Source organism: Halomarina litorea (assembly GCF_024227715.1).
Lineage (GTDB): Archaea > Halobacteriota > Halobacteria > Halobacteriales > Haloarculaceae > Halomarina > Halomarina litorea.
Map to the genome: position 1 here is coordinate 2,196,768 of NZ_CP100448.1, position 13,314 is coordinate 2,210,081.

General features: G+C 67.3%; 21 protein-coding genes and 1 tRNA gene. 17 read left to right on the top strand and 5 right to left on the bottom strand.

What is annotated here, in order from left to right:
• The first annotated feature begins 247 nt into the window (after positions 1 to 247).
• Positions 248 to 1,576 (top strand): ABC transporter substrate-binding protein, encoded by a 1,329-nt coding sequence (locus NKG96_RS12070; protein ID WP_254535201.1) that lies wholly within the window; start codon positions 248 to 250, stop codon positions 1,574 to 1,576.
• Positions 1,577 to 1,755: 179 nt separating this feature from the next.
• Here the strand turns inward: NKG96_RS12070 and NKG96_RS12075 are convergent, their stop codons facing one another.
• The 5 genes from NKG96_RS12075 to NKG96_RS12095 all read right to left on the bottom strand — a co-directional run bounded on the left by NKG96_RS12075 (position 1,756) and on the right by NKG96_RS12095 (position 6,445).
• The gene (locus tag NKG96_RS12075) at positions 1,756 to 2,535 is read right to left on the bottom strand and encodes an ABC transporter ATP-binding protein (protein WP_254535202.1); all 780 of its coding nucleotides are present in this window, start codon (positions 2,533 to 2,535) and stop codon (positions 1,756 to 1,758) included.
• Positions 2,532 to 3,428 carry an ABC transporter ATP-binding protein gene (locus tag NKG96_RS12080; RefSeq protein WP_254535203.1) on the bottom strand — a complete coding sequence of 299 codons (897 nt, stop codon included), beginning with the start codon at positions 3,426 to 3,428 and terminating at the stop codon, positions 2,532 to 2,534. The genes NKG96_RS12075 and NKG96_RS12080 overlap by 4 nt, the downstream gene beginning before the upstream one ends.
• On the bottom strand, positions 3,421 to 4,758 hold the full coding sequence (locus NKG96_RS12085; RefSeq protein WP_254535204.1) for a branched-chain amino acid ABC transporter permease: 1,338 nt from the start codon (positions 4,756 to 4,758) through the stop codon (positions 3,421 to 3,423). The genes NKG96_RS12080 and NKG96_RS12085 overlap by 8 nt, the downstream gene beginning before the upstream one ends.
• The gene (locus NKG96_RS12090) at positions 4,755 to 5,846 is read right to left on the bottom strand and encodes a branched-chain amino acid ABC transporter permease (RefSeq protein ID WP_254535205.1); all 1,092 of its coding nucleotides are present in this window, start codon (positions 5,844 to 5,846) and stop codon (positions 4,755 to 4,757) included. Before NKG96_RS12090 ends, NKG96_RS12085 begins: the two co-directional genes overlap by 4 nt.
• 101 nt (positions 5,847 to 5,947) lie before the next feature.
• Entirely contained in the window at positions 5,948 to 6,445 is a 498-nt protein-coding gene (locus tag NKG96_RS12095; protein WP_254535206.1) for a hypothetical protein, read from the bottom strand.
• A 170-nt stretch (positions 6,446 to 6,615) separates the two neighbouring features.
• Here NKG96_RS12095 and NKG96_RS12100 point away from each other — a divergent pair, with 170 nt between their 5' ends.
• The 16 genes from NKG96_RS12100 (at position 6,616) to NKG96_RS12165 (ending at position 13,254) form a co-directional block, all read left to right on the top strand.
• Positions 6,616 to 7,800 (top strand): phosphoglycerate kinase, encoded by a 1,185-nt coding sequence (locus NKG96_RS12100; protein ID WP_254535207.1) that lies wholly within the window; start codon positions 6,616 to 6,618, stop codon positions 7,798 to 7,800.
• Positions 7,797 to 8,309, top strand: a complete 513-nt coding sequence (locus NKG96_RS12105; protein ID WP_368409253.1) for a GNAT family N-acetyltransferase — start codon at positions 7,797 to 7,799, stop codon at positions 8,307 to 8,309. The genes NKG96_RS12100 and NKG96_RS12105 overlap by 4 nt, the downstream gene beginning before the upstream one ends.
• Before the next feature lie 11 nt (positions 8,310 to 8,320).
• Positions 8,321 to 8,394 (top strand) — tRNA-Thr (locus tag NKG96_RS12110).
• 283 nt (positions 8,395 to 8,677) lie between these two features.
• A complete protein-coding gene (locus NKG96_RS12115; protein WP_254535208.1) occupies positions 8,678 to 9,028 on the top strand; it encodes a hypothetical protein in 351 nt (116 codons plus the stop codon).
• The gene (locus NKG96_RS12120; RefSeq protein ID WP_254535209.1) at positions 9,025 to 9,366 is read left to right on the top strand and encodes a hypothetical protein; all 342 of its coding nucleotides are present in this window, start codon (positions 9,025 to 9,027) and stop codon (positions 9,364 to 9,366) included. Before NKG96_RS12115 ends, NKG96_RS12120 begins: the two co-directional genes overlap by 4 nt.
• Positions 9,366 to 9,557 (top strand): hypothetical protein, encoded by a 192-nt coding sequence (locus NKG96_RS12125; RefSeq protein ID WP_254535210.1) that lies wholly within the window; start codon positions 9,366 to 9,368, stop codon positions 9,555 to 9,557. The genes NKG96_RS12120 and NKG96_RS12125 overlap by 1 nt, the downstream gene beginning before the upstream one ends.
• Before the next feature lie 139 nt (positions 9,558 to 9,696).
• A complete protein-coding gene (locus tag NKG96_RS20915) occupies positions 9,697 to 9,828 on the top strand; it encodes a hypothetical protein (protein WP_256558087.1) in 132 nt (43 codons plus the stop codon).
• On the top strand, positions 9,828 to 9,983 hold the full coding sequence (locus NKG96_RS12130; protein ID WP_254535211.1) for a hypothetical protein: 156 nt from the start codon (positions 9,828 to 9,830) through the stop codon (positions 9,981 to 9,983). Before NKG96_RS20915 ends, NKG96_RS12130 begins: the two co-directional genes overlap by 1 nt.
• A complete protein-coding gene (locus tag NKG96_RS20920; protein WP_256558088.1) occupies positions 9,980 to 10,105 on the top strand; it encodes a hypothetical protein in 126 nt (41 codons plus the stop codon). The genes NKG96_RS12130 and NKG96_RS20920 overlap by 4 nt, the downstream gene beginning before the upstream one ends.
• Positions 10,102 to 10,611: a hypothetical protein gene (locus NKG96_RS12135; RefSeq protein ID WP_254535212.1), complete on the top strand. Its 510-nt coding sequence runs from the start codon at positions 10,102 to 10,104 to the stop codon at positions 10,609 to 10,611. Before NKG96_RS20920 ends, NKG96_RS12135 begins: the two co-directional genes overlap by 4 nt.
• Before the next feature lie 184 nt (positions 10,612 to 10,795).
• Positions 10,796 to 11,071 (top strand): MarR family transcriptional regulator, encoded by a 276-nt coding sequence (locus tag NKG96_RS12140; protein ID WP_254535213.1) that lies wholly within the window; start codon positions 10,796 to 10,798, stop codon positions 11,069 to 11,071.
• 167 nt (positions 11,072 to 11,238) lie between these two features.
• Positions 11,239 to 11,865, top strand: coding sequence for a hypothetical protein (locus tag NKG96_RS12145; RefSeq protein WP_254535214.1), 627 nt, complete (start codon positions 11,239 to 11,241; stop codon positions 11,863 to 11,865).
• Positions 11,862 to 12,032: a hypothetical protein gene (locus NKG96_RS12150; protein WP_254535215.1), complete on the top strand. Its 171-nt coding sequence runs from the start codon at positions 11,862 to 11,864 to the stop codon at positions 12,030 to 12,032. The genes NKG96_RS12145 and NKG96_RS12150 overlap by 4 nt, the downstream gene beginning before the upstream one ends.
• Positions 12,033 to 12,061: 29 nt before the next feature.
• Positions 12,062 to 12,283, top strand: a complete 222-nt coding sequence (locus tag NKG96_RS12155) for a hypothetical protein (RefSeq protein ID WP_254535216.1) — start codon at positions 12,062 to 12,064, stop codon at positions 12,281 to 12,283.
• 1 nt (position 12,284) lies between these two features.
• Positions 12,285 to 12,644, top strand: coding sequence for a hypothetical protein (locus tag NKG96_RS12160; protein WP_254535217.1), 360 nt, complete (start codon positions 12,285 to 12,287; stop codon positions 12,642 to 12,644).
• A gap of 175 nt (positions 12,645 to 12,819) precedes the next feature.
• The gene (locus tag NKG96_RS12165) at positions 12,820 to 13,254 is read left to right on the top strand and encodes a hypothetical protein (protein WP_254535218.1); all 435 of its coding nucleotides are present in this window, start codon (positions 12,820 to 12,822) and stop codon (positions 13,252 to 13,254) included.
• Positions 13,255 to 13,314: the final 60 nt, after the last annotated feature.

A 13,314-nucleotide genomic window follows, 5' to 3' on the forward strand; every position in this document is an offset into this window, starting at 1 on the left:
CGGCGATAGCAAGCCGTACAGTCGAGTTCCACGGTGGTGTGAAACCGGTCGACGGGACATCCAGACCGTCGTTCCGTTCACAGGTACGGTCCGCTGGCAGCCCTGTGGTCGGCGTGGGGCCGACCCTGGCACGGTCCGTCTCGACACTACCCGCCCCGAGAGCTGTCAGTGGGGCGAGGCTGATACGTGAAATCCGCTTCGCCGTTTTGACTACCTTTATATGTTCCTATTCGGATACTGAGAAGGTATGCGACGTGACATCGACAGACGTGATTTCCTGAAGGGCGCGGGCGTCGCCGGGACGGTCCTTCTGGCCGGGTGTACGGGTGACGACGGCGGGAACGGTGGCGGGGGCGACAACGGCAGCGACCCCACCACGACCGGTGGCGGCGGGGGCAACCAGACCGACGGCGGGAGCGGTGGCGGCGGCAGTGCCGACCGGAGCGAACCCATCAAGGTTGGGACGCTCCTCCCGCTGACCGGTGACCTCGGCGAACTCGGTGTCCCCATCAAGGACGGGGCCATCCTCCCCGTGAGCCAACTCAAGGGGGAGACGGACTTCACCATCGAGAACCAGGTGGAGGACACGCAGACGGACCCGAACGCGGCCCAGTCCGCGGCCCAGTCGCTCGTCAACGCCGGCTACCCGGCGGTGACGGGCGCGGCGTCCTCGGGCGTCTCCACTCAGGTGTACGAGCAGGTGTTCATCCCGAACGGCATCGCCGCCTGTTCCCCGGCGAGCACCTCGCCGGCCATCACGGACCTGCAGGACAACGACCTCATCTTCCGGACGCCACCGACGGACGCCCTGCAGGGGCAGGTCCTCGCGCAGGTGGCGATGGACAAGGGCGTCGACAGCGCCGCGACGATGTTCGTCGCCAACGACTACGGCCAGTTGCTCTCCGAGAGCTTCGCCTCCGCCTTCGAGGAGAAAGGCGGCACGGTGACCAACACCGTCTCCTTCCAGAAGGAGCAGTCGTCGTACACCTCACGACTGGAGCAGACGCTCTCCGGCGACCCCGGACTGGTCGTCGTCATCGGCTACCCCGCGAGCGGGGTGCAGATATTCCGCGACTTCTACGCCAACTTCAACCAGCCCGACCTGCCCATCCTCGTGACGGACGGTATGCGCGCGCCCGACCTCCCCTCGAACGTCGATAACGCCATGTCGAACGTGCAGGGGACCGCGCCGCTGGCCTCCGGGCCGGGGACGGAGTTCTTCAACCAGCAGTACCAGCAGGCCTACGGCACAGAGCCCGGCGTGTTCACCGCACAGGCCTACGACGCCACCGCGTGTCTCATCCTCGCGAACGCCGCCGCTGGCGAGAACAGCGGTGCGGCCATCGCCGAGCAGATGCGGACCATCGCGAACCCCGAGGGCACGGAGTACACCCCCGAGAACCTCGCCGACGCCGTCGCCGCGGCGGCCGCCGGGGAGGACATCAACTACCAGGGTGCCTCCAGCGCCGTCAGCTTCGACGAGGCCGGTGACCTCGAGGCCGCGACCTACGAACTGTTCGGCTTCACCGAGGGCGGCGGCATCGAGACCATCGAGGAGATACAGTTCGAAGCGTAGACGCTCCACGACCTCCGAGTTCTTTCGACGACCGCGACCCGACAGGGGAGCGGACGCCACGCCCGCCACGGCCATCCCCGGCGGTGCGGGCGTGAGAAGCGCGAGAAGTGTGCGTGAAGAGTACGAGACGTGTACGAGAGCGGTGCAGGTCGCGAGAGTGAGGGGGACTGAGACGAACCTTACCCGCCGAGGAACTCCTGGCGGACCTCCTGGTCGTTCAGGAGGACGCTCCCCTCGTCCATGAAGCGGTTGCTCCCGTTGACGAGGACGTAGCCGCGGTCACAGCGTCTGAGCGCCTCCTTCGCGTTCTGCTCGACCATGAGGATGGCCGTGCCGCTCTCGTTGATGGCGTCGATGCGGTCGAACATCTCGTCGACGAGGTCCGGCGCGAGCCCCGCCGAGGGTTCGTCGAGCATCAACAGTTGCGGGTCGAGCATCAGCGCCCGGCCCATCGCGAGCATCTGGCGCTGACCGCCCGAGAGCGTCCCCGCCTTCTGGCTCTGGCGTTCCTTCAGGATGGGGAAGCGCTCGAACACCTCCTCCAGTCGTTCGTCGGGGAAGTCGTCGAGGATGTACGCCCCCATCTCGAGGTTCTCGCGGACCGAGAGACCCGCGAAGACGTTCTCGTTCTGCGGGACGTAGCCCAGGCCGTGGTGGATGATCTCCTCGGGGTTCTTGCCGCCGATATCGTCGCCCGCGTAGGTGATGGAGCCACCCATGAACGTCGTCAGGCCGAAGACGGACTTCATCACGGTCGACTTACCGGCCCCGTTGGGCCCGACGATGGTGACGTACTCGCCGTCGAGGACGTCGAGGTTCACGTCCGAGAGCACCTGCAGGTCGCCGTAACCGGCGTCGATCCCGCGGACCGCGAGGAGACTCTCCTCCGTACCCTCCGGGAGCGTCGAGTCGGTACTGGCGGTGCGTGCCGTCCCCGACGCCGACTCCTCGGCGCTCATAGCGTCTCACCCAGGTAGGCGTCGATGACGCGGTCGTTGTTCCGGATGGCGTCGGCGTCGCCCTCGGCGAGCACCTTGCCCTGGTGCATGACGATGATGTGTTCGCAGTTGTTCATGATGACGTCCATGTCGTGTTCGACGAGCAGGAAGGTGAGTCCCTGTTCGCGCAGGTCGTGGATGCGTTCGAGCAGTTTGTGTTCGAGCGTCGGGTTGACCCCCGCGAGCGGTTCGTCCAGCAGAACCATCTCCGGTTCGGTCATCAGCACGCGGGCCATCTCCAGCAGTTTGCGCTGGCCGCCCGAGAGCGTTCCCGCCTCCACGCCCGCGAGGTGGTCGATCTCGAAGAACTCCAGGGTCTCCCAGGCCTTCTCGCGGGTGGCCTCCTCCTCCCCGACGACCTTCCCACGAAGGCCCGGCGTGACCGAGTGGATGAGGCGCTCGCCCGTCTGTCCGCGCGGCGCGAGCATCATGTTCTCGAGGACGGACATCTCCTCCAGTTCGCGCGCGATCTGGAAGGTGCGAACGAGTTGCCGGTTGGCGATCTGGTGCGGGCGCAGGCCCGTGATGTCCTCGCCGCGGAAGTAGACGTTGCCCGCGGTGGGCCGGTGGACGCCCGCGATGCAGTTGAAGGTCGTCGACTTCCCGGCCCCGTTCGGCCCGATGAGGCCGGTGAGCGACCCCTCCTCGACGGCGAACGTCGCCCCGTCGACGGCGGTGATGCCGCCGAACTCCTTGCGGAGGTTCTCGACGCGCAGGGGGAGGCCGCGCGGCGTGGTCTTGGCGGCCTCCTCGACTTCGGAGTCGGCCGTCTCCGCCTCCAGAACGTCCCCGTCGGAGGCGTCCACGTCCTCCGGGAGGTTCGTCTCGACGTTGGCGTCCTCGGCGTTACTCATCGCTCTCACCCCCGTCGGCGGCGGGTTCTCCGCGAGGTGGCTTCGACCCGCTGGTGCGGCGCATCAGGTCGACGCTCGCGGCGGGTTCCTGTCGGTGGCCGAGCAGGCCGTCCGGGCGGTTCTGCATCAGCCAGACCAGCAGGACGCCGATGAGGACGAAGCGCAACTGGTCGATGTTCCCCAGCGCGTACGCGAAGAACGGCGCCAGTTCCAGCGACGCGACGGGAGCGACGGCGTCGATGAACGTCTGTGGGGTGGTCGTGTTCTGCAGCAGGTTCAGTGAGTTGACGAGGTTGTCCACGTACGACGGCAGGAGGAAGAGGACGCCCGCGAACAGGCCCGCGCCGAGGACGCTCCCCGTGTTCGACCCCGCGCCACCGATGATGACGGCGATGAAGATGTAGAACGTGATCTGTGGCAGGAAGTTGTTCGTCGGGTTGACGCTCCCGGTGCCGAGGGCCTGCCAGAGCATCCCGCCGAGTCCCATCAGCGCACAGCCGACCATGAACACCTTGATCTTGAAGCGGTTGGTGTCCTTGCCGAGCGACTGGGCGACGAGTTCGTCCTCGCGGATGGCCTTCAGCACGCGACCGAACGGCGAGTTGCCGAGTCGTCGCAGGAAGACGTAGACGAGGGCCACGACGAGGAGGAGCATCACCGCGTACGTCGAGTCGATGGCGACCTTCGGGCTGGCGATGCCGATGGACTCGAACAGCCCGAAGACCACCCCGCCGACGGCCGTCGGGTCGGAGGCGAGGCTCGACGGGTCGGTCAGCAACAGCGTGTTGGCGGGGTTCGCCGGGAAGTTGCCGAACCCGGCCGCGCCGCCCGTGATGTCCTCGAAGGCGCGGGAGACGAACGTGAGGCGGATGATCTCGGCGAGTGCGATGGTGACGATGGCGAGGTAGTCCGCCTTGAGGCGGAGGGCGGGCAGGGCGGCGACGAGGCCGACCAGCGCCGCGACGCCCATCCCGAGGGGGACACCGAGGAACAGTGGCAGGCCGAGTCCAGGGGGAGAGCCCGCCGGCGACCCGCTGAGCAGGCCGAGAGCGTACGCCCCGACGGCCATGAACCCGGCGACACCGATGTTGAACAGCCCCGCGTACCCCCAGTGGAGGTTGAGCGCGAGGGCGACGATAGCGTAGACGGCGACGAAGAACGTCAGTTCGCGGACGAGATTGACGATGCCGAACAGCGGGAAGCCGAGGACCATCCCGACGCCCGCGAAGACGACGTACAGCGCCAGCATCATCCCGATCATGAGCGCGAGGTCGGTGCCGGTCTTGCCGAGGCCGAACCGACCCGACTCGGACTCCGTGTCGGTGCTCATGCCGTACTCACCCCGCCGAAGATGCCCTCGGGACGGAACAGCAAGATGAGGATCATCAGGCCGAACGCCACGGGCGTGGTGAAGTCCGTCCACGGCCCGCTGAGCCAGACCAGCGAGACGTTCTCGGCGATGCCGATGAGGACGCCGCCGAGCATCGCGCCGTAGACGCTCCCGATGCCGCCGAGGATGACCGCTGCGAAGATGAGCAAGAGGAGGATCCAGCCGAAGTCGAAGGCGATGGTGCCGCGCTTGAGGACGACGAGGTAGCCCGCCGCGCCCGCGAGGCCGCCGCCGATGATCCACGTCCAGCGGATGACGCGTTCGGTCGGGATACCCGTCACGCGCGCGAGGTCCTCGTTGTCGGCCATGGCGCGCATCGCCTTGCCCAGTTTCGTCGTCTGGAGCACGAGGTGGACGCCGAGCATGAGCACGAGGGCGATGACGACGAGCGTCACGTCGTGGGCGTTGAGGACGACGCCGCCGATGGTGGTCTTCACCGTCCCGCCGGTGACCCCGCGGGTGCTGTTGCCGAAGACGAACGAGAGCAGGTAGCGCAGCGCGAACGCCACGCCGATGCTGGCGATGAGCAGCGAGATGCCCTCCTGACCGCGCATCGGTTTGTAGACGACCCGGTCTAAGACCAGCGACAGGGCGACGGCCAGCACCATCGCGGCGACGAGGCCGAGGACGATGGCGACGGGCGTGCTGGTGATGCTCGCCTCGATGGCACCCGGTGCGGCCTGCACGAGGAGGCGACTCCCGAGGTCCGCGGCCCCCGCGCCGGCGACGACGTAGGCGACCGCCCACCCGGAGAACGCCCCCGTCGTGACGTACTCGCCGTGCGCGAAGTTCGCGAAGTTCAGGATGCTGTACGTCAGCGAGAGGCCGATTCCCGCCAGCCCGTAGACCAGTCCGATGACCAGCCCCGTCCAGACGTAGGTCGCGAACTGGGAGGGATCGAGTACGCCCGTCGCCAGGCGGCGAATCAGGTCGAGCAACAGCAGCATGCCGACCACGCCGACGACGAGTGCTCCGGGACGCTCGACCGCCAGGTCGCGTCCCCGCGAGTATGTATCACTTACACCCATGAGTCTCTGTCACGCAGAGCCTCGGGTTTCCGATGATAAATAACCCTTCGCTCCGCCTCGGCCCTGCTACGGGTTTCGAGGTCCTCTCGGGAGCATAAGTGTCAGTTTCGAGGATTTTCGAGCGCTTCCTCGACGATTCGCTCGGCCCGTTCGGCGGGTGACTCGTGGACCTCCCGGAGGCGGCCGGCGACAAGGCCGCCCGCGGCGACGGCCCCGCAGGCGAGCGAGACGAGGGCCACCGACCCCAGCAGTCTGCTCGCGGGGCCCCCGAGGACGGGGTTCGGCGGGGCGCCCCGGAGGGCCGCGAGGGCGTAGAGGGCGGCCCCGGCGAACGTCGCGACCCCGACGGACGCGAACCCGAGGCGCTCCCGGGCGGCGATGTCGCGGGCGCGCACGCGGTGGCCCACGCCCGCGAGGGCGGTCAGCACGCCCACGAGGGTGACTCTGGCGAGGGTCACGTCGCCCCCGGCGAGGGCGGCGTACGCGACCCACGTCCCGACGACGCCGACCCCCGAGAGCGACAGGACGTCCCACGCGCCCGGCAGTCGGGGGGTGCGGCTGGCGAGCGGTCCCGTGTTGGCGGGGTCGAGTTCGTCCACGCCGACGGTGACTGCCACGGAAACAAAAGGGTTCGGTCGGCCGGGAGGAGGGCGGCCCGTCCCGGCGACTGAGGCGACACCATGTTACGAGAAATCGTACCACAGCGGCCCGCTCGCGCACGATGGCGGAGAGGGTAACACCTTTGCTCTACGATGATGGACTCCCGGACATGGTTCGGACGCTCGACGACCTCGACGCCGCCGGCGCGGCCGTCGGGGTTCGCGTCGACATCAACAGTCCCATCGCCGACGACGGGTCGCTCGCAGACGACTCCCGCCTCCACGCGCACGTCGAGACGCTCCAGGAACTGCTGGACCGCGACGCGCGCGTGGTCGTCCTCGCCCACCAGGGTCGACCCGGCGGCGACGACTTCACGACGCTCGAACCCCACGCGGAGGCGCTCTCCGAGTTGCTCTCGTCGTCCGTCACGTACCTCGATGCCACCTTCTCGGCCGAGGCCCACCGACGGGTCGACACCCTCGACCCGGGGACGGCGCTCGTCCTCGAGAACACGCGCTTCTACAGCGAGGAGTACATGGAGTTCGACCCCGAGGTCGCCGCCGCCACCCACCTCGTCCGCGGCCTCGCGCCCGCCCTCGACGCCTACGTCAACGACGCCTTCGCCGCCGCCCACCGCTCCCAGCCGTCGCTGGTCGGCTTCCCGACGCACCTCCCGAGTTACGCGGGCCGCGTGATGGAGCGGGAGCTCGAAGCCCTCGGCGACATCGCCTCGACCCCGACACCGCGGGTGTACGTCCTCGGCGGCGCGAAGGTCGACGACTCCATCGACGTCGCGGAGGCCGTCCTGTCCTCGGGCCTCGCCGACACCGTCCTCACCAGCGGCGTCGTCGGCAACACGTTCCTGCACGTCGCCGGCGTCGACCTCGGGGCGGAGAGCACCGAGGTGGTCCAGAAGCGCGCCGGAGAGGCCCTCGCGCGTGCGGAGTCGCTCTACGAGGAGTACGGCGACCGCATCCACCTCCCGGTAGACGTGGCGGTCGAACGCGACGGCGAGCGCGTCGAACTCTCCGTCGACGACCTCCCCGCGGAGGAGGCGGCGATGGACATCGGCAGCGAGACGGTCGCCGACTACGGCGACACCCTCGCGGACGCCGGCACCGCCGTCCTGAACGGTCCGGCGGGCGTCTTCGAGATGGACCTGTTCGCCCACGGCACGCGTGACCTCTACGAGGCGGCGAAGGCCGCCGAGTTCACCGTCGTCGGCGGGGGCGACACCGCCGCCGCCCTGCGTCGCCTCGGGCTGTCCGGGTTCGACCACGTCTCGACGGGCGGCGGGGCCGCGCTGGCCATGCTCACCGGGGAGTCCCTCCCCGCCGTCGAGGCGCTCCGGTGACGGACGTCGAGGTCGACACCCCGCGGATGGACGAGGCGGACGCCATCACGGACGCGTGGGTCGGTCTCGCCGACGGCCAACGGCGGTTCGGGTCGTTCCTCCTCGCCGAGGAGAACCGCGCCGCCGTCTACGAGACGGTCTCCCGCGGCATCGTCACGGGCGGCGTCCTGGTCGCCCGCGACCCGCAGGTGGACGACGACGCGAGCACGGACGTCGTCGGGTTCGTCATGTTCAGCCCGGAGACGGGCGTGTACGAACAGGCCGAGAAGAAGGGGGTCGTCGAGAACCTCTACGTCGAACCGGGCCGCCGTGGCGAGGGCATCGGGTCGGCCCTGCTATCGGCCGCCGAGGACGCCCTGCGCGCCGACGGCGCGGCCGTCGTCATCCTCGACGTGATGGCCGAGAACGAGGACGCCCGCCGGTTCTACGAGGCCCACGGCTTCCGCCCACACCGGGTGACGATGGCGAAGGCGGACGAAACCGATAAACACACACGGCGGCACGACTGAGTGCGAACTGCGCCAAGGGAGCTTGGGTGGTTCAAGCACTCGATTTGTAATCGAGAATTCGTGGGTTCGAATCCCACCCTTGGCTTGACTGTCATACTTCGAAGCCCATAGCGACACGCACCGGTAGCGGCGGTTCTTCAACCGAGGTGGTGGCGTGAGCGCCGTCTCGTGTCCCTGCTGCGGCGGGGTCGCGACCAAACGCCACGAGGCCGTCGACGGGACGCGCCACTGCCCACGGTGCCGGAGGTGCATCTCGCGATGAGTCGATGGAACGCGACTCGGGTCGAATGCCCGACGTGTGGCCGACTCGACTACTCGATTCCCAGCGAGTGCGAGCGCTGCGGGACCCCACTCCGAGGTGAGGGTCGGTGAGCGACGAACCCAGCATCCCCGAAGCAGTGGGGAACGTCGCGACGGCGCTCAGTGAGCTGGTCGGGGCGTACTCGCGTGCCCTGACACCGCTGATGAAGAGCGTCTCCGAGGCGCTCAGTCGGCTCGGTCAACCACCCTACCAGCGCGAGGCCGCGACGCTCGCCCGCGACATGGCTCGCGAGGGCTACGACATCGTCGGGCGGAACGGCGTCGAAGTGGTCAACACGAAGGACCGCGTCGCGACCGCCTACTACTGCGGCGAGGAGGCCTCGACGCATCTCGACCCAGCGGCCGAGACCATCACCAGCTACTCGCTGGAGGAGCTTCGTGAGGAGGCACGCCGATGACCGATACCGCCCACCACAAGGCGGGCGCGAACGCCGAGGGAAAGCTCTCGGTGTCGTCGCTCATCGGCGACGTCCGCGGGCATCGCGTCCTCGAGGTCCGCTCACCTGCGGGTCGCCACTTCATCCGCCCGAACCCCCTGGGTTCGACTGGAGGGCCGGCGGAGTTCACCGTCGTCGCCTATGGGCCGGGGAACGGGTTTGTCTCCCAGCACGCGACGGACGCGGGCACGCTGAAACGGATGATCAAGCGCGCAGAGGGCGAGCGCGCCATCAGTATCGGCTCGCCGGGCGACCTGTGGCCCGACGGCTTCGACGCCGTTCCCGGAGGTGATCGGTGATGGGGTTCTACAACCACAACCACAAGCACCAGTGGGAACGACTAGGTGTCGTTCACGACGAGTACACCTCCGAAATTCAGGTCATCTATCAGTGTACGGACTGCTCGTGCTGGAGTTCCCTCGAACTCGATGACCTTGGAGAGGTCCCGTTCCGTGGCGGAACACTCGCCAACGAAGGAGGTGATCGGTGATGGCCGGGCGAGAGTCCAAGTACGTCTGTCCGGGCTGTGGTGAGACGTTCATCCGCCTTGGGAGTCACCTCCCGAAGTGCCCAGACCGGGACAGTGTCGCCCCCGTCGAGCGGCTCAACGGCTCGCGAGGTGGCCGGTGATGTTCCGGATCAAGTGCCAGGACTGCTCGGTCGAAGACACCCGGAAGGATGAGCGGACCGCCTGGCGTGTTCGACGCGCCCACGCCCGCTCGTCCGGCCACGAGGTCATCGTCGAGGAGGTCGATGACTGATGTCGACCTACCGGATGCACTGCTCGGAATGCGGTGCCGAGGGCATGACCGAGAACGAGGCCACCGCCCACTCGCTGGTCATGATGCACCGCGATCGCGTCGGCCACGACGAGGCCGACTACCACCTCGTCACCGGGGAGGGGGTCGAGGCATGACGTACGTCGTCACCTGCCGAGACTGCGACCTCCACTACGAGTACAACATCCAGCGCAACGCAGGCGTTGTGGCCGCCGCGTTCGGAGAGAGCGGCCACGACATCGAGGTGACCGAGGTATGAGTGCGCAGATCGGGCGAGAGGAAGCTCTGGAGTTAGTCCAGGACCTCTCGGACCGTCTCGACAGCGTGGAGTCGCAGAACGAAGCGCTCCGGCAGGCGGTCCGCCTCCAGAGCGACGACAACGACGAACTCCGCGAAGAGGTCGCGGACCTTCGAGAGCGCGTCGCTCAACTGGAGAGCACCGTCACGCCCGACCCGGAGGCGAAGCCGTACAACCAGAAGAGTCGCGACGAGAAGGTCCGAGAGGTTCGCGTCGCCCTCGCTCGGAAGGCGCTCGGACAGAAGAACGGAAAGGCCCGGTTCGACTACACCGACGTCCTCTCGCTGTTCGGCAACCACCCGTCGAGCGGCCACGCCTACACATTGATGGAACTCGCCGGAAACCTCGACGGCTTCGAGTTCGGGACCTTCCACGACCAGAAGCGGCTTCGCGTGAATCTGGACGCCGTGAACGATGACGCGGTGCTTCACGCCGCGAACAACGACGGCGCGTCTGAGGTGAACTGAGATGCCAATCTTCCACGCCGTTGTCCCACCGCCCTTGTCCTAGTCTAATCTTAGGTTGTTGTGTGTAGTGTATGAAACAAAGCGTTAGCGGAGGGTACGCCGCCTCTACGCCTCCTCCGCAGGCGTAGAGGAGCGTGAACGGCGACTCGACCGTTGTTCGCGCCGTGAAACCCGTCAAGATATCATGTCCGACCAATCTCCCGACGAATCGTCACCGAACGACCCCCCGACCGAGATTCCGGAAGCGGTCGTGCAGCTCTCGCCGAGTTGCTGTTCAGTCTACCTCCTCCTCGAGGAGCACGGCCCGCTGACCCAGCAGGCGATCGTCCGGACCGGCCTGAAGCGGCGGACGGTCCGCCACGCACTCACTCGACTGGAGGACGGCGGGTTAGTCGCCTCACGTCCGTACGTGGCGGACTCGCGCCAGCGGCTGTACGACACCGTCGTCGCCGAGGAGTGACGATGAATCGGACAAACAGGCCTATTCATATCGACTTACCCCTCCCGGCGACTATGCTTCTCGCAGACCTGTCGCACCGGGCGATAGTCGCTCCCAACACACGCTGCCCCCGATGACACCCGCGAGGGTGAATGATTCGGCCGGCTCGCAGCCATTGCTCTCTCACTATGATCGAGGAACTCGCACACGACCCACAGAGCGGTGCGCCGCTCTCGTCGGTGAAGAACTACCCTGGCCCGGAGGTCGGAGAGGGTCTCGCCGACGTCCAGACACAGGCGTACAGAACCGGGGTTCGAACGCCAGAACAGCATCCACTCGTCGAGTGGTCGGGCACTCGCGAGGGCACACTCACGAACGGCGAACTCGTCAGTGCCCAGCGAGGCCTGCTTGGGTACTTCCGGCGAACGCACCGGAACGTCCGCGACGATCCTGACCCGTCGATGGACTCGACGGCCGCCCTCGCCCTGAAGCGACTCAAAGCCGAGGCGCCGCGAGCGCTGGACAGTTTCGTCTGGTACGCGCTGGCCGAGCGCCTCGCGGCGAAGGGCTACTGGGCAGCGTGGATGCTCGACCACGTCATCGCCCGCTGTCCCCACCCGACCCAACGCGTCGACGGCGAGGTCGTCGGCCGCTGCGGGAGTCGGCTGAAGTTCCGCCCTGGCGTCGGGAAGCTCGAGGGCGTCTGCGCGAAATGCCCCCACGAACACGGCGCCGTCGACGAAGCACTCGTCGAGTACATCGGCGACATCTATCGAGCGTCGTTCGACGAGGAGATGGAGGCGCGATTGCTGTGAGCGCGAGCGAGCGAGTCACCGTGCCGACACCGACAGGCACTCGTCGCGATGCCGTCGTCGTCGGGCGGGAGTTCGCCGCGGACATCCGCGTCGCCGAGGAGATCGTCACCGTCGAGATCGACGGGCATCGCTACCGCGTCCCCGTCTCGGACGTTTGCGACCACTAGTGCCGCTCTCAGAGTGGCAGCATCCATGAATGGACCGCACCGACGACACTACCGACGGGACCGACAAGGCCCACGCGCCTCTCACTCGACAGACTCGGGAGCGAATCGTGTGGGCGTTGCTGTTCATGCTTGTGTTCATGGTCGGCCTCGAACCATTTCTCCCCAAATACGCTCCAGATCCCGCGCTGGCGGGAGTCATCGTCGGGGGCATGGTCACACTGATCATCATGCGTCGCGCTCCGGGGGTGTGACATGGTCGTGAGTTCGGTCGGCGTCTTCGCCCAAGACGTGTGGTCCTATCCAGACATCTCGGACCTCCTGTTCTCGCTCGGGTATGTCGTCGGGTGGTTCGCGTTCGTCGCGATGGCCCATCTGCATTTTCGCTCCACACGTCGCTTCGGGCAGGGGGTCTATCTCTTCTTCGCGAGTGTCGGTATCGCCCTATTCCTGTTCGGCTTCGGCGGCCAGCACTTCTCGGTACTCTACCCTGGTGCAGTCTGGCTGTTCGGCCTCTGGTTTGTCTCCGTGGTGCTGACGATACTCGTCTGCTATTTCGAGCTCGGTGACGTCCCCGGCCCGTTCCGAATCGAGGACCCCCGAGACAAACTGTGACTCGCCAGTCGGCGGTCTAGGGCGGGCGACTCCTCTGTGCACTGTCGCTGTCGTACCGCGACCCAAGCACACGACGGGCGCGCTCCATTTCCTCGTGGCCACTTGCATCGACTCTACCAGAGTCCGCGACGTGCCGAGTCGCTCGCTCGCCGATACCGACCTGACGATACCTGCCATGACCAACGACTCCCACGACTGCCCGGGCTGTGACCGCTCGTTCGGATCGCGGTACGGGCTCATCGGCCACTGGGGCCACTACCCCTCCCACCGCGATTCGGGCACCAAACAACAGGCCCGTTCACGTGTCGAGCGATACCTCGGCGGCCTCGACGCCGAGAAGAAACGCGACGCCCTCGCAATTACGATTGGCATCACGGCGGCGTCGATGCTCATCCACGTTCCGGGCGTCTACTTCCGCGTCCTCGAGACGCTCCAGATCAACGCCCAGCCGGCGACCATCGTCCCGGCGGCAGCGATCATCCGCGTCATCCAGAAGCACGTCCAGTCGACGCCGCTGACGAGTAAGCAAGCCGACGAGATCCTGTTCGCGGCGGCGGTGACGTGGCTCGCAGTCGAGGGGGGCCACCAGCTCGCCGCGATGGTCACGTGATGCTACTCCACGCCGCGACGTCGCTCCAGACGCTCGTCGGTACCCTCGTCCTGTTCGCCG